Raw genomic sequence first — 20,101 nt, forward strand, 5'->3', positions numbered from 1 at the left:
GGATCGCTCAGTCTTGCTCTGTCTGAGTTTCCTGAGTTTCTCCACTTGTTTTCTTTTTGGCATCAATCGTCTCACAACTTCCCCCTGCGGCTTCAATTTTTGAGCGAGCAGATTGGGTAAAAGCTGCGGCTTTGACTTGCAGTGGCACATTGAGTTCCCCATCTCCTAACACTTTTAACGGGCCATTATTACTGGTTAAAATTCCCGCTTTTTGTAAAGAATCAAGGGTAACTTCTGTATTGGCGCTGCACGATGCCAACTTTCCTACATTAATGGTAGTGTACTGTTTCCGATTCACCTGAGGAAAGCCCTTTAATTTGGGCAAACGTCTGTAGAGAGGATTTTGACCTCCTTCAAATCCCGGTCGGGTACCTCTCCCAGAACGAGCTTTTTGACCGCGCATCCCTTTACCACAGCTTGCCCCTTGGCCTGCGGAAATTCCTCGACCCAGGCGACGACGACGCTTGCGGGAGCCGGCTTTTGGTACGGCATCTTCTAATCTCATGGTTTTTTATCTGTGATCAGTTATCAGTTGTTGGAGATGAGAATTTTCATTCTCTGGTGCAAACTCAAACCCGTTAACTTGCATAAAGCTGCTCAACTGAGATTCCCCGTTCTCGGGCAACTTCTGACAAGGTTCTTAAACTGGTTAGTGCATCAACGGCGGCTCGGGCATTATTGAGTGGGTTACTCGAACCGAGTTGTTTGGCGAGGATATTACGAACGCCTGCGAGTTCAAGAACTGTTCGGACAGCTCCCCCGGCAATTACCCCAGTACCGGGTGCTGCGGGACGGATTAGCACTTTTGCACCGCCACCTTCGCCTTGAACCAGATGGGGAATGGAGTAGGATTTGGTCAGAGGCACTTCGATCACATTTTTGCGACCATCTGCAACTCCTTTTTTAACGGCTCCAATCACGTCGGCAGCTTTTCCGACCCCAACCCCCACTTGACCCCGTTCGTTACCGACGATCACAATAGCCCGGAAACTGAGTTTTTTACCGCCCTTGACGACTTTCGTTACCCGACGAATTTGTACAACCCGTTCTTGCCATTCTGTGTCTTTCTCTTTGGCGCGATTTCCTTTTTTGCGACGCTGCTGTTGTTGTTCTGCCATAATCGTTTATCCTCTGATCAATTCAATGATCAATTTAGCTTTCATTTTTAATTTTAGAAGTCTAAACCCGCTTCTCGGGCGGCTTCGGCAAGAGCTTTCACCCGACCATGATATAAGTAGCCCCCTCGGTCAAAAACGACTTTGCTGATCCCTTGGGAGAGTAAACGTTGAGCCAAAAGCTGTCCGACTTGTACAGAGGCATCACAGGTTCCCCCGGTTTCGACTTGGGTTTTGAGATCGGGATCAAGGGTAGAAGCAGCGGCCAGGGTATGATGTTGAGTATCATCAATCACCTGAGCATAGATGTGTTTGTGAGAACGAAATACGGCTAACCGAGGCCGTTGGGAAGTGCCAAACACTTTGCGTCGAACACGGCGATGCCGACGAGTGCGTGATTCTCTACGAGTCTGTTTCATGGTTTATTTCTTGGCTTTACCTGCTTTACCTGCTTTCCGTCTGACTTGTTCTCCGGCATAGCGGATACCTTTGCCTTTGTAGGGTTCAGGGGGACGAACGGCACGAATTTGAGCGGCGATATTCCCCACAACTTCTTTATCGATGCCGCTAATAATCACGTTGGTATTGTTTTCAACCGCAACGGTAATTCCCTGAGGTGGGTTCATCTCAACGGGTTTGCTGTAACCGACATTGAGAATCAAATTTTTTCCTTGAACTTGCGCCCGATACCCCACCCCTTGAATTTCCAGGCGTTTTTCAAATCCTTTAGAAACGCCATCGACCATATTGGCAACTAGGGTACGAGATAATCCATGGAGTTGACGAGCAACACGGGACTCATCACGCCGTTTAACCAGTAAGGTATCACCGTCTTGTTCGAGGATGACTTTCTCAGGTAAAACTCGAGAAAGTTCTCCTTTAGGGCCTTTGACGATAATGTGTTGTCCCTCAATGGTGAAAGTAACTTTCGGGGGAATCGGAATTGGACGTTTACCAATTCTAGACATAATGCTTTTGTCCGTTTTAAGTTGTCAATTTTTCAGAAGTCAAACCGCGATCGCGCAATTGCTCAACAAATACGAATTCAGTTAACTTAACGCCTCATCCATTGAAGCGAACCAGCAGATCGAGTCAATTCGTTCCGACTGAAAAATTGCTTGACGCAGGCGTGACCCCGCTTGTCGCTTTTTGGGTTGACTATCCGTTGTAAAATCGAGACGATTTGAACGTTGACGCAACTTTCAACTCGACTTACCAGATATAACAAAGCACTTCTCCGCCAATACCCTGAATACGGGCTTCTCGGTCGGTCATCACTCCGCGAGAGGTAGAGATAATCGCAATCCCAATTCCTCCTAAAACCCGAGGAAGTTCTTTACGGTTGCTATAAACTCGTAAACCCGGACGGCTGACTCGTTTTAGCTTTTTGATAATGGGAGTGCGAGTTTTGGGATTGTACTTCAAGGAAAGAACCAAAGCTTTTTTGATTCCTTCTCCGGTTTCTTCATACTCTCCAATAAAGCCTTCGTTTCTCAGCACTTTAGCAATGCTGCGAGTCATTTTGGTGGAGGGAATGTGTGTGGTTTGATGTCGCGCCAAGCAAGAGTTCCGAATGCGCGTCAACATATCTGAAATGGTATCGTTTGTTGGCATAGTTATTTCGTTGATCTAATCGCCTTAGTTTTCCCGGAAGGGCATTCCCATCTCTTTGAGTAAGGCACGTCCTTCTTCGTCGGACTGAGCGGTGGTAATAATTGAAATATCTAAACCCCGAATTTGATCGATGCTGTCGTATTCAATTTCAGGGAAAATGAGTTGTTCTCGAACACCCAAACTGTAATTTCCTCGCCCATCGAAGCTTTTAGGGCTAATCCCCCGAAAGTCCCGAATTCGAGGCAATGCCAGGTGAATGAGTCGCTCTAAGAAGGCATACATCCGATCTGAGCGCAATGTAACCATCACCCCAACGGGCATTCCTTGACGAATTTTAAATCCGGCGATCGCTTTTTTGGCTCGGGTCACCACTGGTTTTTGTCCAGTGATCATGGAGATTTCCTTGAGTGATGAGTCGAGGGCTTTAGCATTTTGCGAAGCTTCTCCCAAGCCACGATTAATAGTTATTTTAATAATCTTGGGAACTTGATGGATATTTTGATATCCAAATTGCTCCATGAGCTTGGGAACGACTTTTTCGAGATACTGATTTTTAATTTGAGTGACTGCCATTGTGCTTGATCCTTTTCTATCCCTGGGCTTGGTCAGGGAGGGGTTGATACCAAGTTGAGAGTGATTTTTTTCCCGTTGTTTTCGAGAAATTAATCAAGAATCTCTCCGGTTTTTTTGAGCATTCTTACTTTGCGCCCTTCGTCGGTTAAGGTGTAACAAATGCGACTAGCGACTTTTTCTTTGGTGGAATACAGCATGACATTAGAGCTATGAATTGGAGCTTCAAAGGTAATGATTTTGCCGGATTCTCCTTCTTGTTGAGGCTTGACGTGTTTGGTGCGGATGTTAATATCCTTAACTACGACTTTACTCAACCGAGGAATAGCGCGGATAACTTCTCCAACTTTGCCTTTATCTTTTCCGGCAATAATTTGTACGGTATCCCCTGTTTTGACGTGCATTTTCTGACGTTGGGATGAGGGTTGCTTCTTAAGCGCCATTTAAATAACCTCCGGTGCTAAGGAAACGATTTTCATGTAATTTTTCTCCCGCAGTTCACGAGCGATGGGGCCGAATACGCGGGTTCCTCGAGGATTACCCTCCGGGTTAATAATCACGGCGGCGTTATCATCAAACCGGATGCTCATGCCACTATCACGGCGCAGACTGTGACGAGTCCGGACAACGACCGCTCTGACCACATCTGATCGTTTAACGGCCATGTTGGGAATCGCATCTTTAACCACAGCAATAATCTCATCGCCAATCCGGGCGTAGCGACGATTACCTCCACCCAGGATGCGGATACACATCACTTTTCGCGCTCCGCTATTATCAGCAACATTCAGGATAGTCTGCGTTTGAATCATGACACTTCATCGATTGTTGAGAGGTTGATTGTTGAAATGATCTGAAAATCTTAGAAACGTTCTCGCTGGTGATTATTCCGGTCGAGAAGTTAGAATTTCAATCACGTTCCAACGTTTTGTTTTACTCAGAGGTCGAGTTTCTTGAATGCGAACTCTATCCCCTTCTTGACACTGATTTTCTTCATCGTGAGCTTTATACCGTCTGGTTTTCACCACGATTTTTCCATACTTGCGGTGGGGGGAACGGTTTTCAATCGCCACCACGACTGTTTTCTCCATTTTGTTGCTGACGACTAAGCCAACTCGTTCTTTGATTGCCATAGTTTGGTGTACTCAATATATTGTCAAACCTGAAAAGAATTTGCTTCCCTTCGCTGACTTTTTTAGGCTTCTTCTGGGGAGGAAGCGGCGGCTAATTCCGGTTCAGGAGTTGCAGTTGATGCGGTTTCCTCTAACGGTGGGGTAGCAGATTCTTCTGCTTCAGCCTGGTGTTGTCGTTCCCGTTCAACGGTAAATAATTGAGCCAGTTGATGTTGAGTATGTTTAAACTCGTGAGGCTTTTCTAGTCGTCCTGTTGCTTTCAATAGACGCAGATTTGCCAGATGTTTTTTGAGTTCAATAATCTTGTCTGACAGTTGTTCATCATTTAACTGTCTCACCTCTTTGATTTTTGGAAAAGCCATAACTCCTTAACCTCCTCTATATCCTTTAAAATTCTATCCTTTTATTCAGAGGATTCTTCCTCCTTTGGTTTGACAATAAACTTTGTCTTAATCGGTAATTTAGAGTCGGCTAAACGCATGGCTTCGCGAGCAATTTCTTCAGAAACGCCAGCGAGTTCAAACATAATCCGTCCGGGCTTAACTACAGCAACCCAATACTCAGGCGCACCTTTACCGGAACCCATCCGAGTTTCAGCCGGACGCATGGTAATCGGTTTATCGGGAAAAATCCGAATCCAAATCTGTCCACCCCGACGAATGTAACGAGTCATCGCCCGACGAGCAGCTTCTATTTGGCGGGCAGTAATCCAAGAGGGTTCGAGAGCTTGCAAAGCATATTCGCCGAAGCTAATAGTATTTCCTCGGCTCGCTTGACCTCTCATTCGGCCCCGTTGCTGTTTACGGAATTTCGTTCTTTTAGGACTTAACATCGGTGGTTCGTGGTAAGTTGTGGGCGATCAGTCGAAGGGTAAGAAGCCTGATCATTTTCGGTTTCTCTATCCTTCATTCGAGCGATCATCATATTTTTGACGTCGCGGTTGTTTGCGTCTCGGTTGACCGACATTTGCAGAGTTTGAGGTTTCTTCCTGTCCGGGAATAATTTCACCTTTGAACACCCAAACTTTAATGCCGAGAATGCCATAAATGGTCAAAGCGGTGCAGTAGGCGTAGTCAATATCTGCCCGCAGGGTATGCAGGGGAACTCGACCTTCACGAGTCCATTCTGTCCGGGCAATTTCAGCCCCATTGAGGCGGCCGCTCACTTGAACTTTGATCCCTTCTACTCCGGCTTTTTGAGCGCGGGTAATCGCCTGACGAACCACCCGACGGAAGGATACCCGTTTTTCGAGCTGCTGGGCAATGTATTCTGCGATTAAGCGGGCATCGGCGTCAACACGAGCGACTTCGACAACGTTGATCCGAATCTGACGATTGTTGCCCAGTTCTTTTTGTAAACCGACGCGCAGCGATTCAATCCCTGTTCCGCCTCGACCCACAACAACCCCAGGTCGTGCGGTTAACACTTCTAAGTCGATTTGATCGGCTTTACGTTCAATCCGAACATCCGAAATCCCGGCATTACTCAGGTTTTTTTGAATGTATTGGCGGATTTTATAGTCTTCTTGCAGCAGGTCGGGATAATGTTTGGCATCGGCGAACCATCTAGACTTATGTTCTTGGGTGATTCCTAAACGAAAACCGACTGGATTAATTTTTTGTCCCATAGCGAATTAAGGTATGAAATGGGTTAACGATTCATCATTGGATTGAAAGGTACAAAATTCAATGGATTGTAATTGTTGAACTGGAATTAATTTATTCTTCAACATTCGGAGCAACTGCCACGGTAATGTGACAAGTGGGCTTGCGAATTTGATAGGCACGACCTTGAGCGCGTGGGCGATAGCGTTTCAAACTTGGGCCTTGGTCGGCAAAAGCTTGAGAGACAACCAGAGTCGCTGGATCTAAACCCTGATTGTGTTCAGCATTGGCTACGGCAGAACGCAAAGCCTTTAAAATAGGCTGACAAGACCGATAAGGCATAAATTCTAGAATGATCAGCGCCTCTCGATAGGAGCGTCCCCGAATTTGATCGAGGACTCGTCGTACTTTGTGAGGCGACATCCGAATATAGCGAGCGATCGCTTTAACTTCTGTGCTAGTGTCTACAGGCATTATGGTTTCCTCGATCCCTTGGGTGTAGAGACGTTCCGGGTGAACGCCTTTACCAGTCAATGATTGCTGTATTAGGCAACAATCGTTTAATCCGGATTGGTCTTATCGACGAGCCTTTTTATCGCCCCCGGCATGACTCCGATAAGTGCGAGTTGGAGCAAATTCACCTAACTTATGTCCAACCATTTGTTCGGTCACAAAGACAGGAACGTGTTGGCGGCCGTTGTGTACGGCGATGGTATGACCCACCATCAGGGGCAAAATTGTCGAAGCTCGTGACCAGGTTTTGATCACTTCTTTGCCTTTTTTGCCACTGGCATCTAAGGCGGCAATTTTTTTGAGTAAATGATCGGCGACAAATGGGCCTTTCTTGAGTGAACGAGACATAGTGACAACTCTTTGGGTAATGTTCAGCGTTCAGAATTTCAGGAGATTTCTCTGCCGTTCGTCAAGTCTGGCAAACAGAGACTCGAACGCAATTAACTCTGACGACCGCCCTTACCCCGTTTGGAGGATTTGCGGCGACGACGGACAATTAATTTAGTGCTGCGCTTTTTGGGGTTGCGGGTTTTCAGACCCAAGGCAGGTTTACCCCAAGGTGTACAAGGGCCACTGCGACCGATGGGAGCGCGTCCTTCACCACCTCCATGAGGGTGATCGACCGGGTTCATCACACTTCCGCGAACGGTGGGTCTTTTTCCTTTCCAACGGTTGCGACCTGCTTTACCGATGCTGATGTTACGGGCTTCGATGTTGCCCACTTGTCCGATGGTTGCATAGGAACGAGCCGGGATTTTGCGTTGTTCTCCCGAAGGCAATTTCAGGGTGACATATTCCCCTTCTTTTGCCATGAGTTGAGCGCTGGCTCCGGCTGCTCGCACGACTTGTCCGCCTTTTCCGGGTATTAATTCGACATTATGAACGTCTGTTCCTAACGGAATCCTCGATAGGGGTAATGCGTTACCCACTTCAATGGCGGACTCTGGCCCGGAGGTGATCACGGTACCAACTTTTAACCCGACCGGATGCAAAATATATCGCTTTTCGCCATCGATATAATGCAGCAAGGCGATGCGGGCGTTACGGTTGGGGTCGTATTCGATCTCTGCAACTTTTGCCGGGATATTATGTTTATCGCGACGAAAATCAATGATACGGTAGAGTTTTTTATGTCCTCCACCCCGATGACGACAGGTGATTACACCTCGGTTGTTCCGTCCCTTATGACGATGTTTGGTCGTGACGAGGGAAGGTTCAGGGGTTGAGCGTGTAACTTCAGCAAAGTCTGAAACTGAATGTTGTCGAGTGCTTGGGGTATAGGGTCGATATGAACGAATTCCCATGATTTTCCCTCATTTTTAAATCTGCAAAAAAACAATCCTAAATTGTGAGTTTCCCTTAAACTTCGGGGAATAGGATTTTTCTTAGGGGTTCTCCATCCTCTAGAGTAACAATGGCTCGTTTATAGCGAGATTTGAATCCGATAAATTTGCCGACTCTACGCCGTTTACGGGGCGGATTATGAGTATTGATACTGAGAACTTTGACGGAGAACAAAAGTTCGACCGCTTCTTTAATGACGGGTTTACTCGCCCGAGGATCGACATCAAAGGTGAACTGGTTTAGCTCCATTAATACGGTTGCTTTTTCCGTCACAATTGGTCGTTTGATCACGTCAGCGAGATCGCGGGTTTGATATTCAGTCACCGTAAACCTCCTGGATTTTCTCAAGGGCTGCGGCTGTGGTCACAATATTGTCGGCGTGGAGAATGTCATAGACGTTAAGACTATCGGCTAGACAAATTCTCATCCGAGCAATGTTACGCCCCGACAGATAAACGTTTTCTTGTTTTTCAGGCAGGACTAATAAGACTTTGGACTCGGGTTCGATTCCCCACCGACTCATCGCCGCAACTAAGTCTTTGGTTTTTGGACGAGGAAGTTGCTCTAGAAATTCTTCGACCACCACAATGTCTTCGATCCGGCTTTGCAAAGCGGTTCGCAGCGCTAGACGTCTTTCTTTGCGGTTCATTTTCTGGGAAAAGTCCCGGGGTTTTGGCCCAAATATGACACCGCCTCCCCGCCACAAGGGAGAACGAATTGATCCGGCTCTGGCTCGACCTGTGCCTTTTTGTCTCCAGGGTTTGCGTCCTCCCCCTCTGACTTCGGCTCGGGTTTTACTACTTGCACTTCCCTGACGAGCATTGTTCATCTGTCGCACTAAGGCCCGATGAACGATGTGGGCTGCATTTTCTTCTTTGGCAACTTTGAGTTCTAAGTTGGCTTGTCCAACTTGTTCGCCTTCCCAGTTGCGTACAACACAATCAGCCATGTTTCTCTCCTCTCTATTTACGCCCAACCAAGTTGGCTGGGGTGATATTGAGTAAACCACCGGGTTTTCCGGGAACTGCTCCTTTGATTAGCAGTAGGTTCCGTTCGGGATCAATCCGCACCACAATCAATTTGCTGGTGGTGATTTTTTTCCCGCCATAACGTCCCGCCATCTTTTTACCCGGATAAACGCGACCGGGTGTGGTTCCCGGACCGATTGAACCCGGTTGACGGTGGTTTTTAGACCCGTGAGCCATTGGCCCTCGTCGGAAATTGTGTCGTTTTTGAAAACCTGAAAAACCCCGTCCCATGCTAATTCCGCTAACATCGACGAGCTGACCGGGTTCAAATAAATCGGCTTTGAGTTCCTGACCCAGTTCATAGCTACTGGTGTCTTCGATGCGGTACTCTCGCAGATGACGAACGAGCTGACCTCCGGACTTAGCCAGGTGTCCCTGTTCGGCATTGCTGAGGTATTTATTCACCTCTTTGCCGGGGGACTTGACGGTATTGAGTTTACGGGTTTTGTTTTTGACTTCTCCGTAACCCAGTTGGATGGCGGTGTAGCCATCGGTGGATTCGGTTTTGATTTGGGTCACAATGCACGGCCCTGCTTCGATGACGGTGACGGGAATCGCGATTCCACTTTCGGCATCAAAGACCTGGGTCATGCCGAGTTTTGTGCCGAGGATACCTACAGACACTTCAACTAGCCTCTCTACTCTATGTACGAATTCAGTTAACTGATTCTCCCGTCAGTTGGGGTCGGCTTGAGGGGAGCATATAACGGTCTCCGACCAGACTCCCTGCGTGCGTGAGATTTACGATTTTCAACTCTCGTAAGTGCTTCCACTCTGTCAAGATTGATCGTCTCGTGCAGGAATTTTTGTAAATCGTTTGCCGTAGGAACGCTCCAGTTGCTCATCCAAGCCACTATCCGTCCAACGGCTATAATGGATTCTGGCAATAATAGGCTTCGCGAATGGGAATTTCTAGAAATCTTGTTGGTGAAGATCTCTGGGTTAACCCAATACAGTATTCAGACACACGAAAATCTTTTCCTACTCAAGTTGTAGGAGAAAGACTCGGCTACCTGACACGGCTTTAAGCTCTTAACTGGTTTAAGCTGCTCTAAGATTGAGGAAATTCCTCAATACCGAATCGAATGTCGCAAGGACTTGAATGGCAAGCCAGTCAGTATCCTTTCCGTATCCTTTTTAGGATGGAGGAGAAAGTTAAACCCAATAGCGGACGGAGTAGCTGCAATTAGCTTTTACTGGGGTATAACCTCTCTAACTGTGGGTTCAATCATACTTCGATTGACGCTTCTGGTTCTCAGTCAGCTTGCAACTCCTGAGAGAATGGTCTAGCTGATTTCTGCAAGTTTTCACTTCACAAGTTTTCACTGTATCTGTGCTGCCTGCTTGTTTTGAACCCGACAGTTGTTCGGACTTTTGGCGACAATTTCTAATTGTATTTTAAAGATGTTGGTCTGTCAAGCCCTATCTGGATTTTTTAGGTAGTTTTTTTCAATCGGAGAATGGGGCTGAACCTGACCCCTATAATATCTATTGAATTGAGTACAGAAATGAGCAATCTTTACACGTGAGGTATCAAGTAATCCTATGGCATTAATCACAACGGGTGGTAAATTTATTCGGGATTTAGAAACTCAAGGTGCATTGGCACTCTATGTTCCCCTGGAGGGAGGGATGGAGGGCCGTTACCGCCGTCGCTTACGGGCCGCAGGTTACACGACTTACACCTTATCTGCCCGAGGCTTAGGGGATTTATCAGCCTATTTGACGGGAGTTCATGGGGTACGTCCGCCTCATTTGGGAAAAAAAAGTAGTGGTAATGATGCTGCGGTGGGTAATGTTTATTATGTTCCTCCGATTCTTAATTATCAGCTCGAACAAATCCCCGCGAAATCAAAAGGATTGGTTTTATGGATGATCGAAGGCCATATTTTATCGAGTCAAGAAGTTGAATTTCTGACTCAATTACCAAGTCTTGAACCCCGAGTGAAAATCGCTATTGAGATGGGAGGCGCTCGCTATTTTCGTTATCAACCTCTCAAAGAGATTTTAGTCGCAGCCTAGAGAGAGGGAATAGCCAGAAGGGAGGTAGGGAAGTGGGGAGGTAGGGAGGTAGGGAGGATTTTTATGAATAAAAAGTGATTTTTCATCTCCAAAAAGACCTCTCCCCACCACCCCCGTCACCCGATCACCTCAACTCCCCATAACTAGCTGTAGTGTTCAAAATGTGTAATTAATGCTACCCGTAGTGTCCGGGGGACAAGAGTAATGAAAAGAAGAAAAATTTTATGAATCCCCTAAATCAAATGACTTCAGTTTTCTCTTAAGGTGAATGAGTAATTTGAGCGGGATTGTGTCACCATATTAACTGTGACAATGAACAGTTCCCCTCTCCAATCCTTGCAATCTGGCAACTGGTTCAAACTAATTTGCGGAGCCAGTTACCAACATTTGCCTGCGGTTCGCAATCTGACTTTTGCCTATACCCTCGCAGGTGCCGACTGTATTGATATTGCAGCCGATCCTGCGGTCATTGCTGTGGCTCGTGAAGCGATGGTAACAGCCTCAAATTGGGCTGAACCTGCGAGAGTACGAGGATTTCCTGCTGTCTCTCAACCGTTGCTGATGGTCAGCTTCAATGACGGCGAAGATCCCCATTTCCGCAAGGCAGAATTTGACTCAACGGCTTGTCCGTCAGACTGTTGGCGACCCTGCGAAACGGTATGTCCGGCGAATGCGATCACCTTTAACGATCCCGTTAACCCCTCTATTGGCGGTGTTCGAGATCCGCTGTGCTATGGCTGCGGTCGTTGCATTCCAATTTGTCCGAGTCAAATCATCTCAACTCGCTCCTATGTTTCTACTCCAGAAAACATTGCACCCTTAGTGCTGTCGGCAGGAGTAGACGCGATCGAGATTCACACACAAGTCGGGAGAGACTCTGATTTTAAACGACTTTGGTACAGTGTGCAACCCTGGATCAATCAGCTTAAATTAGTCGCAATTAGTTGTCCAGATGGTGGCGACCTGATTAATTATTTACGGACACTGTATGAAATCATCTCTCCTTTACCTTGTCCGCTGATCTGGCAAACTGACGGACGACCAATGAGTGGGGATATCGGAGCGGGAACAACCACAGCCAGTCTCAAACTGGGTCAAAAAGTGTTGGCGGCAAATTTGCCAGGATATGTGCAACTGGCAGGTGGAACCAACCATTCTACCGTCGCCAAGCTTAAATCAATGGGTTTACTCGCATCTAGCCGACCCCAAAATCCATCTAAACTTGCTCGTCCGGGTGTCGCACGGGTAAACTCCCTTAGATCCAGAACGGTTGCGGGTGTAGCCTATGGGAGCTATGCCCGGGTATTGTTGTCACCTCTTTTAGAAAAACTAGAATCAAACTATACCCCTGAACCTGGGTCAAGCCCAAACAACGACGTAGGGTTAGCAACAACAGCTCAACCTTCAGCGCTCACCCGACTGGAAACCAATCCAGAGCTGCTTTGGCAGACTGTGAGCCTTGCCCATTCCCTCGTTGCCCAACTTAAGGGATTTCAGTCGGCAAGGGGTTAAGCGTTGGCACAGAAGACATTCCTCGCCGACTACTCCCGTTTAACGCCCTATCATTTGCCCCTGATCACACGGAAAGAAAACGTCACTGTTGGAAGTATGCAGATTACAGACGACCTTAATAGATTGCTCAATATTGTTCCCGAGGAAATTCGACGGAATGTGGAGTTACACCCTCAACGTAATAGTCTCATTGAGATTGTCTTGGATTTGGGTCGTTGTCCCGAAGCTCGTTTTCCATTAGGAGCGGAGTATATCTCCCAAACGGCAGTTTCTTGGGAAGACCTAGACCATTGTATTTCTCAAATCGGAGAATTTAGCGGTGATAACCGTGCAGGTATCGAGCGTACTTTACACCGGATTAGCGCCATTCGCAACCGTACAGGCAAAGTCATTGGCTTAACCTGTCGGGTGGGCCGAGCCGTGTTTGGTAAAGTAGGCATGATCCGAGATTTAGTCGAAACGGGTCAATCGATTTTAATGCTCGGTCGTCCTGGGGTGGGTAAAACCACAGCATTACGAGAAATTGCTCGTGTGCTTGCCGATGAATTATCCAAACGGGTCGTCATTATCGATACGTCGAATGAAATCGCCGGAGATGGTGATATTCCTCATCCGGCAATTGGTCGCGCTCGTCGAATGCAGGTGGCTCGTCCGGAACTGCAACATCAGGTCATGATCGAGGCGGTGGAAAACCATATGCCGGAAGTGATTGTGATCGATGAAATCGGTACGGAATTGGAGGCAATAGCGGCTCGAACGATTGCTGAACGCGGGGTGCAACTGATTGGTACGGCTCATGGGAATCGGATTGAAAATTTGATGAAAAATCCGACTTTAGCTGATTTAATTGGGGGCATTCAAGCAGTGACGTTAGGAGACGAGGAAGCACGGCGGCGAGGCTCACAAAAAACGGTGTTGGAGCGTAAAGCCCCTCCGACGTTTGAAATTGCTATTGAGATGCTCGAACGCGATCGCTGGGTGGTACATGAGAGCGTCGCGAGTACAATTGATAGCTTGTTGCGGGGAATGCAGCCCACATTACAAGTGCGAACGATGGATGAAGCGGGGGAAGTCTCTATGGTGGAGGAACGCTATAATAGCCCCTCGGCGGCTCCGCCAACCCGCACCTTGAGTCCGCAGGTGATGAAAAGTGTGGAGGTTTCTGCCCCGGGATTAACGGGGTTACGGGGTTCGGGGAAAATGATCCCGATTCCGCCGGAAAAATCAACGCCGGAAAATAAATATTTTGAACAACTGCTCGATGCTTCTTTTACTACGGGGTTAAGAGGGATTGTTGGGGGTAATGCTGAACATCCAGCCGTTGGTCCGAATGGGGAAGATTTGCCTCTGCACATTTATCCTTACGGGATTGCTCGTCACCAGCTTGATCAAGTGATTCGTAGCTTACGGTTACCTGTGGCGCTGACTAAGGATATTGATAGTGCGGATGTGGTGTTGGCGTTGCGATCGCATATTCGCAATCAGTCTAAACTCCGACACATGGCAAAAACTCGTCAAGTTCCGATTCATACGGTGAAGTCGGGAAGTGCGCCGCAAGTGGCTCGGGCGTTGCGACGGTTACTGAATATGGAAGATCCCAATGCGCCGGAAGTTCCTGATTTGGCTTTGTTTGCGCGGAGTGGGTCTGAAGATGAGATCGAAGCTCTTGAAGAAGCTCGTTTGGCGGTTGAGCAAATTGTGATTCCTAAAGGACAACCTGTGGAATTGCTACCGCGATCGCCCCAAGTTCGGAAAATGCAGCATGAGTTAGTGGAACATTATCGCTTGAAATCAAACAGTTTTGGCGAAGAACCTAACCGTCGTTTGCGAATTTATCCCGCTTAATTTTGGGTTTGAAGCTAGGGCTTGAGGGAATTGACAACACCTCAACATTAACAATTTTATCAATTAGCAGGGGAGATAACGGTCTTTCCTGCTTTCTTTTCGAGTTTGTGGTTAAACTGATATTAAGCTCGTTGATCACCCCTGAAAATTATTATTTTGAATGGATGAAATTTTAATTCAACGTTTTGCTCAATTGATTTCCGCTCAGATCGGTTTACAAATTAGACTGCAAGATTATCCGGTCTTATCTCAAAAAATTGTCACACGAGCTAGAGAGTTGAGATATTCTCATCCTCAAGATTATTACAATCTCTTAACGGGTGAGACGTCTGTGAGTCAAAATGAATGGCGTCAGCTTATTCCTTTGATTACCACACCTGAAAGTTATTTTTTTCGTGATCGCGGACAGTTTAAGTTGTTACAGACTGTAATTTTACCTCAGTTAATTGCTCGTAAAAAAGAGAGTAAACAGTTACAGATCTGGAGTGCGGGATGTTCGACGGGAGAGGAACCTTATTCTCTTTCATTATTGCTCCAACAATTGATTCCCAACTGGGAAGAATGGAAAATTCTGATTTTGGGAACTGATATTAATGAATTGTCTTTAGAAAAAGCAAGACAGGGGATTTATAGTGCTTGGTCATTTCGTCAGGTAGACTCGGAAATCATTTCAAAGTCTTTTCTGGCTTGGGGAGGAGGATGGAAAATCAATCCAAAAACGCGAAAATCAGTGAAGTTTATGAATTTCAATTTGGTTCAGGGTGATCTGGCTGATGATTCTAAGTTGAGAAATTTTGACTTAGTTATCTGTCGGAATGTATTTGTTTATTTTGAAAAACATCATATTTCTCAAGCGATTAATAAATTTTATCAAGCTCTCCAACCTGAAGGGTATCTAATTACGGCTCATTCGGAGCTTCAAGGTGTAGAAAACAATCCGTTTAAAGCGACAATATTTCCAGAGTCTGTTATTTATCAACGTCCTAAAGAGACAGAAAGTATATCTCAACATTTTATCCCGAGTTCCAAGTTAGATCGTTCGACTTTATGTATAGTTCTTTCGCCTGAAAATCAAAAAAATGGTTCAAACTTAAGCCCTGAAACTCATCTTAAAAAAAATAATATTAATCAGAAAAGTTTACAATCTCAAGTTGACTTAAAATCAAAAATAGTACATTCATCAATCGCTACGGACATCAATTATTCAAAGCTTACCGTAGAAATAGAAGAAGCTTATAAACTATTTAAACACAAAAAATATAAAGAAGCGATCCAAAAAATAAATTTATTCTTAGATAAAAATAAATCTAATTTTGACGCTTATTACTTATTAGGTAAAATCTATGCTAACTTAGGTCAATATAAAGAGGCAATTTCTTATTGTCAAAAAGCGATTACCGTAGATTCACTTTCAGTTTTACCCTGCTATATTTTACTCAATATTGCGGAAGAAATTAATAATAAAGAAGAAGCTAAAAAACTAGCTAAACGAATTATCTACTTGTCAGGAATTTCCCCCTCTTCTATTTCTGCCTATGTTAAACTTGCATTCTTATATGAACAAGAAGACAATCAAAAAAAAGCTAAACAAAACTATACTATAGCCTTAGAACTTTTACAACAATTACCTCCTCAAGCTAAAGTCGAGTATACAGAAGATTTGACTGTTGCCGAATTAAAGATATCTTTAATCAGCATTATTAACAATATTAATTAAATGATTAATTCAACTCAAAATAAAAATGGAAAAAACACCCTATCTGATTTTTAAACTGAATCAAACATCCTACGGGATAAATGCTTTAGCAGTACAGGAAATCTTCTTGCTCCCTGAGATCAAACCTATTCCTGATACACCTGATGAAATTGTTGGTGTGATTAACTTACGAGGTCAACTTTTAGTCATTTTAGACTTAAGTTATCGCTGGGGTTCTCCGACTTCTGACTATCATTTAACGGATAGTATTATTGTGATTGAGTGGAATCAGTTTAGAGTCGGTTTGTTAGTCCATCAAGTTGATGAACTTTTGATGATTTCAGCCGCAGAAATTTCGACAGAATTATCAGATTTTTATTCAGAAAAAAAATCACAGAAAAGCTCTGTTTGTCCTTGGATTATTGGGATTGCAAAACTTGCTGATGATTTTGTGATGCTGATCGAACTTAAACGATTAATTTCTGAAACAAAAATCATACAAAATTCAGAAGTTTTTTCGGAGATTACTCAAGATCAAACAATATTAAATAGAAGTAAAAAAAATTTAGTATTTTGTCCCAATGCTACTCCAGAAGAACGACAACTTTTTCGAGAACGTGCTAAAAATTTATTACAAGAGACTCAAACCCAAGACTTTCAAGGATTAATACCCTTAGCAATTGCAGGATTAAATCAAGAATATTTTGGTATACTTTTAAGTATTGTTAAAGAATTTATTGAAATCCATAATATTACCCCAATTCCTTGCACTCCTCAACATATTGTTGGTAACATTAACCTTAGAGGCGAAATTGTAACGTTAGTAGATGTTCGCAGTTTTTTGAATTTATCTACGACTCAAAAGACAACCTTCTCAAAAGCCATCATTGTTCAAGTTGATCAGATCATTTCAGGTTTGATTGTTGATGAAGTCTTTGATATTGTTTATCTAAATTCTGCCACAATCCACTCAAATCCTACAGCACTTCGTTCGGGTCAAAATGAATATCTTCAGGGAACAGCGCCCTACAAACAAAAAATGATGAGTATCTTAGACTTAAAGAAAATTTTAACTCAAGAAGAACTCATTGTGAATGAGGAAGTATAAAATAAATATAGGCTAAATACAGGAGAATATTATCAATGTTTGGAAATTTAAACCTTAAAGGACGTTTATTATTAGGCTATACCTTACCTTTTTTGCTGTTTGTCGTCTTAAGCGGACTGGTATACACAAATATTAGAAAAGTCTTTGATACATTTAAAAATGTTGAACGAGTACAAGTATTATTACTTGATATTCATACTCTAGAAAAGAATGCACTTGGAGTTATTCAGAGTTGCCGTGGATATCTTGGTCTACGAAATCCATTATTTTTAGAAGAATATGAAGATTATTTAAAACAGTTTAATAGCATGGCGAATACCGTCGAAGAACTAACACTTTATCCGCCACAAAAAAAGCGTATATCTCAACTGCGAGAGCTAGTGAGTCAGTATGATCGCATCAGTCGTCCAGCTCTTGAACTCGCTCAACAGGGAAAATATGAAGAAGCTGCTTCTCTGATTAACAATCAAAATGGAACCCAATATGTCAGGCAAATAGAGCAACTTATTCTAGAGATTAGTGTTCAAGAAGAAGAACTTTTAAATCAAGGTACAGAAGAAACTTTAAATAGTCTAAGTTGGCTGAATTACGCATTGCTTTTTGGCACATTATTAGTGATCATTCTTGCCATTAGTATTGCAACTTTAATTGCAACAAATATTAGTCAAACAATTCAACAAGCAACTCAAGTTATGGCGAGTTCATCAACAGAAATTGCAGCAGCTCTCGAAGAACAAGAACGAACAGCAAATCAACAAGCGTCTGCGGTTAATGAAACCACAACGACAATGAACGAACTCAGTACATCTTCTAAATCGACTGCTGAACAAGCCGAATCTTCGGTAATGGATGCTAAACAGGCTTTAAACCTCACTGAAAATGGAAGTAAAGCGGTTGAAAAAACCCTAGATGGCATGGCAGATTTGCGAGAAAAAGTTGATGCAATTGCTCAACAAATTATTCGTTTAAGTGAACAAACAAATCAGATTGGGAATATTTCTAAATTAGTCAGTGATTTAGCCAATCAGACTAATATGTTAGCATTAAATGCGGCAGTTGAAGCCGTCAGAGCAGGCGAACATGGGAAAGGATTTGCAGTCGTTGCGGCTGAAATTAGAAAACTCTCTGATGAAAGTCAAAAATCTGCCCAAAGAATTAATACCCTTGTAACTGATATTCAAAGTGCTATAAATTCGACAGTTATTGTGACTGAAGAAGGAACAAAAACGGTACTTTCGGGAGTAGAAATTGCTCAAATGACAGCATTAGCATTGATGGGGGTTTCAGACTCGGTAAATAATGTAGTATTAAACAATCAACAAATTTCCCTCAACACCCAACAACAAGCGATTGCCATTTCTCAAGTGTTAGAAGCGATGAACTCAATTAATCAAGGTTCTAACGAAACGGCAAATGGTTTGAATCAAACTAAAACTGGACTGCAAAGACTCAATCAGGTGGCATTGGAGTTGCAGTCAACCCTATAATACTTCTCTTTATCAAAACAGATCTTTATCAAAACAGAAAGATGAATATTAAATTAAGTACAAAACTATATCTAGGATTCTTTGTTACTCCGGCGATTATTCTATTAGGAGTGAGTCTATACTCAATGATTTCTTTTGGTCAAATTAATCAACAAGTTACTGCACTTTATGATGATCGAATTGTACCACTCAAGCAACTTAAATTAGTCTCTGATGCTTATGCTGTTTTAGTCGTTGATGCAGTGAATAAAGCCCATGAAAAAGTCACTTCTATGGAGACAGCCCTCAAATCTATTGAAAAAGCTTCCTCAGAAATCAAAGAACATTGGCAAGCTTATCAACAAACAAACCTTACTCCAGAAGAACAAAAACTCTCTCGCGAAGTTGAAACGTTATTTGTGCCTGTTAATCAAAAAATTGCGAGACTTCAACAAGCTTTAGAAACGGGAGATGCTTCTCAGTTAGATGCTTATGACGGGCCACTCTATGAAGTCATTGATCCGCTCACTCAAAAAATTCAAGAGTTAATTAATTTACAGTTAGATATTGCGGCTCAAGAACGAGCGGAAGTTGAAACTGTTTACGACCGAATTATACTCTTTTTTGGATTGATAATTTTTGTTGCTGTTGTTGTGGCTTCTCCGATTGGTTTCTTCTTTAGTCAATCGATCACAAATACTTTGAAAAAAACGCTACAAGTCGTTTCTGAAAGTTCAACAGAAATTGCAGCAGCTCTCGAAGAACAAGAACGAACAGCCAATCAACAAGCATCTGCGGTTAATGAAACCACAACGACAATGAACGAACTCAGTACATCTTCTAAATCGACTGCTGAACAAGCCGAATCTTCGGTAATGGATTCTAAACAGGCTTTAAACCTCACTGAAAATGGAAGTAAAGCGGTTGAAAAAACCCTAGATGGCATGGCAGATTTGCGAGAAAAAGTCGATGGAATTGCTCAACAAATTATTCGTTTAAGTGAACAAACCAATCAGATTGGGAATATTTCTAAATTAGTCAGTGATTTAGCCAATCAAACTAATATGTTAGCATTAAATGCGGCAGTTGAAGCCGTTAGAGCAGGCGAACATGGGAAAGGATTTGCAGTCGTTGCGGCTGAAATTAGAAAACTCTCTGATGAAAGTCAAAAATCTGCCCAAAGAATTAATACCCTTGTAACTGATATTCAAAGTGCTATAAATTCGACAGTCATTGTGACTGAAGAAGGAACAAAAACGGTACTTTTGGGAGTAGAAATTGCTCAAATGACAGCATCAGCATTGATGGGGGTTTCAGACTCAGTAAATAATGTAGTATTAAACAATCAACAAATTTCCCTCAACACCCAACAACAAGCGATTGCCATTTCTCAAGTGTTAGAAGCGATGAACTCGATTAATCAAGGTTCTAACGAAACTGCAAATGGTTTGAATCAAACTAAAACTGGATTACAAAGACTCAATCAGGTGGCATTGGAGTTGCAATCTTCTTTGTAATTTCAAGACTTGAT

26 protein-coding genes are annotated in these 20,101 nt (G+C 43.8%); 7 read left to right on the forward strand and 19 right to left on the reverse strand.

Features of this window, described 5'->3' with window-relative positions; genetic code table 11:
- Window positions 1–7 precede the first annotated feature (7 nt).
- The 19 genes from rplO to rplC form a co-directional block, all read right to left on the reverse strand.
- Window positions 8–505, reverse strand: coding sequence for a 50S ribosomal protein L15 (gene rplO / locus L8106_RS03115; protein ID WP_009782732.1), 498 nt, complete (start codon window positions 503–505; stop codon window positions 8–10).
- Between the two features lie 73 nt (window positions 506–578).
- Window positions 579–1,118, reverse strand: a complete 540-nt coding sequence (rpsE, locus tag L8106_RS03120; protein WP_009782733.1) for a 30S ribosomal protein S5 — start codon at window positions 1,116–1,118, stop codon at window positions 579–581.
- A 53-nt stretch (window positions 1,119–1,171) separates the two neighbouring features.
- Complete coding sequence (rplR, locus tag L8106_RS03125; protein ID WP_009782734.1) at window positions 1,172–1,534, reverse strand: 50S ribosomal protein L18; 363 nt, start codon at window positions 1,532–1,534, stop codon at window positions 1,172–1,174.
- A gap of 3 nt (window positions 1,535–1,537) precedes the next feature.
- The gene (gene rplF, locus L8106_RS03130) at window positions 1,538–2,083 is read right to left on the reverse strand and encodes a 50S ribosomal protein L6 (protein ID WP_009782735.1); all 546 of its coding nucleotides are present in this window, start codon (window positions 2,081–2,083) and stop codon (window positions 1,538–1,540) included.
- 81 nt (window positions 2,084–2,164) lie between these two features.
- Window positions 2,165–2,314 (reverse strand): hypothetical protein, encoded by a 150-nt coding sequence (locus tag L8106_RS31935; protein WP_009782736.1) that lies wholly within the window; start codon window positions 2,312–2,314, stop codon window positions 2,165–2,167.
- Window positions 2,315–2,327: 13 nt separating this feature from the next.
- Complete coding sequence (rpsH, locus tag L8106_RS03135) at window positions 2,328–2,729, reverse strand: 30S ribosomal protein S8 (protein WP_009782737.1); 402 nt, start codon at window positions 2,727–2,729, stop codon at window positions 2,328–2,330.
- Window positions 2,730–2,753: 24 nt separating this feature from the next.
- Entirely contained in the window at window positions 2,754–3,302 is a 549-nt protein-coding gene (rplE, locus tag L8106_RS03140; protein WP_009782738.1) for a 50S ribosomal protein L5, read from the reverse strand.
- An 89-nt stretch (window positions 3,303–3,391) separates the two neighbouring features.
- Window positions 3,392–3,742 (reverse strand): 50S ribosomal protein L24, encoded by a 351-nt coding sequence (gene rplX / locus L8106_RS03145; protein WP_009782739.1) that lies wholly within the window; start codon window positions 3,740–3,742, stop codon window positions 3,392–3,394.
- Complete coding sequence (rplN, locus tag L8106_RS03150) at window positions 3,743–4,111, reverse strand: 50S ribosomal protein L14 (RefSeq protein ID WP_009782740.1); 369 nt, start codon at window positions 4,109–4,111, stop codon at window positions 3,743–3,745. It abuts the gene before it with no gap.
- A gap of 72 nt (window positions 4,112–4,183) precedes the next feature.
- A complete protein-coding gene (gene rpsQ, locus L8106_RS03155; protein ID WP_009782741.1) occupies window positions 4,184–4,432 on the reverse strand; it encodes a 30S ribosomal protein S17 in 249 nt (82 codons plus the stop codon).
- A 62-nt stretch (window positions 4,433–4,494) separates the two neighbouring features.
- On the reverse strand, window positions 4,495–4,794 hold the full coding sequence (gene rpmC, locus L8106_RS03160) for a 50S ribosomal protein L29 (RefSeq protein ID WP_009782742.1): 300 nt from the start codon (window positions 4,792–4,794) through the stop codon (window positions 4,495–4,497).
- A 41-nt stretch (window positions 4,795–4,835) separates the two neighbouring features.
- A complete protein-coding gene (rplP, locus tag L8106_RS03165; protein WP_009782743.1) occupies window positions 4,836–5,264 on the reverse strand; it encodes a 50S ribosomal protein L16 in 429 nt (142 codons plus the stop codon).
- A gap of 66 nt (window positions 5,265–5,330) precedes the next feature.
- Window positions 5,331–6,059 (reverse strand): 30S ribosomal protein S3, encoded by a 729-nt coding sequence (gene rpsC, locus L8106_RS03170; protein ID WP_009782744.1) that lies wholly within the window; start codon window positions 6,057–6,059, stop codon window positions 5,331–5,333.
- 91 nt (window positions 6,060–6,150) lie between these two features.
- Entirely contained in the window at window positions 6,151–6,510 is a 360-nt protein-coding gene (gene rplV, locus L8106_RS03175; protein WP_009782745.1) for a 50S ribosomal protein L22, read from the reverse strand.
- A 102-nt stretch (window positions 6,511–6,612) separates the two neighbouring features.
- Window positions 6,613–6,897 (reverse strand): 30S ribosomal protein S19, encoded by a 285-nt coding sequence (gene rpsS, locus L8106_RS03180; protein ID WP_009782746.1) that lies wholly within the window; start codon window positions 6,895–6,897, stop codon window positions 6,613–6,615.
- A gap of 92 nt (window positions 6,898–6,989) precedes the next feature.
- The gene (gene rplB, locus L8106_RS03185; protein ID WP_009782747.1) at window positions 6,990–7,853 is read right to left on the reverse strand and encodes a 50S ribosomal protein L2; all 864 of its coding nucleotides are present in this window, start codon (window positions 7,851–7,853) and stop codon (window positions 6,990–6,992) included.
- A gap of 55 nt (window positions 7,854–7,908) precedes the next feature.
- On the reverse strand, window positions 7,909–8,217 hold the full coding sequence (locus tag L8106_RS03190) for a 50S ribosomal protein L23 (RefSeq protein ID WP_009782748.1): 309 nt from the start codon (window positions 8,215–8,217) through the stop codon (window positions 7,909–7,911).
- Entirely contained in the window at window positions 8,210–8,842 is a 633-nt protein-coding gene (rplD, locus tag L8106_RS03195) for a 50S ribosomal protein L4 (RefSeq protein WP_009782749.1), read from the reverse strand. The genes L8106_RS03190 and rplD overlap by 8 nt, the downstream gene beginning before the upstream one ends.
- Before the next feature lie 13 nt (window positions 8,843–8,855).
- A complete protein-coding gene (gene rplC, locus L8106_RS03200; RefSeq protein WP_039895379.1) occupies window positions 8,856–9,545 on the reverse strand; it encodes a 50S ribosomal protein L3 in 690 nt (229 codons plus the stop codon).
- Between the two features lie 921 nt (window positions 9,546–10,466).
- Here rplC and L8106_RS03205 point away from each other — a divergent pair.
- The 7 genes from L8106_RS03205 (at window position 10,467) to L8106_RS03235 (ending at window position 20,087) form a co-directional block, all read left to right on the forward strand.
- Window positions 10,467–10,943, forward strand: a complete 477-nt coding sequence (locus L8106_RS03205) for an NAD(P)H-quinone oxidoreductase subunit N (protein ID WP_009782751.1) — start codon at window positions 10,467–10,469, stop codon at window positions 10,941–10,943.
- A gap of 306 nt (window positions 10,944–11,249) precedes the next feature.
- The gene (gene ldpA / locus L8106_RS03210; protein ID WP_039895381.1) at window positions 11,250–12,455 is read left to right on the forward strand and encodes a circadian clock protein LdpA; all 1,206 of its coding nucleotides are present in this window, start codon (window positions 11,250–11,252) and stop codon (window positions 12,453–12,455) included.
- 96 nt (window positions 12,456–12,551) lie between these two features.
- On the forward strand, window positions 12,552–14,300 hold the full coding sequence (locus tag L8106_RS03215) for a R3H domain-containing nucleic acid-binding protein (RefSeq protein WP_009782753.1): 1,749 nt from the start codon (window positions 12,552–12,554) through the stop codon (window positions 14,298–14,300).
- Window positions 14,301–14,460: 160 nt separating this feature from the next.
- Window positions 14,461–16,017 carry a CheR family methyltransferase gene (locus L8106_RS03220; protein WP_009782754.1) on the forward strand — a complete coding sequence of 519 codons (1,557 nt, stop codon included), beginning with the start codon at window positions 14,461–14,463 and terminating at the stop codon, window positions 16,015–16,017.
- A gap of 25 nt (window positions 16,018–16,042) precedes the next feature.
- On the forward strand, window positions 16,043–17,104 hold the full coding sequence (locus L8106_RS03225; RefSeq protein WP_009782755.1) for a chemotaxis protein CheW: 1,062 nt from the start codon (window positions 16,043–16,045) through the stop codon (window positions 17,102–17,104).
- A gap of 35 nt (window positions 17,105–17,139) precedes the next feature.
- Entirely contained in the window at window positions 17,140–18,591 is a 1,452-nt protein-coding gene (locus tag L8106_RS03230; protein ID WP_009782756.1) for a methyl-accepting chemotaxis protein, read from the forward strand.
- Window positions 18,592–18,632: 41 nt separating this feature from the next.
- On the forward strand, window positions 18,633–20,087 hold the full coding sequence (locus L8106_RS03235; RefSeq protein WP_009782757.1) for a methyl-accepting chemotaxis protein: 1,455 nt from the start codon (window positions 18,633–18,635) through the stop codon (window positions 20,085–20,087).
- Window positions 20,088–20,101: the final 14 nt, after the last annotated feature.

Origin of the sequence: Lyngbya sp. PCC 8106, from assembly GCF_000169095.1 — a bacterium.
Taxonomy (GTDB): domain Bacteria; phylum Cyanobacteriota; class Cyanobacteriia; order Cyanobacteriales; family Microcoleaceae; genus Capilliphycus.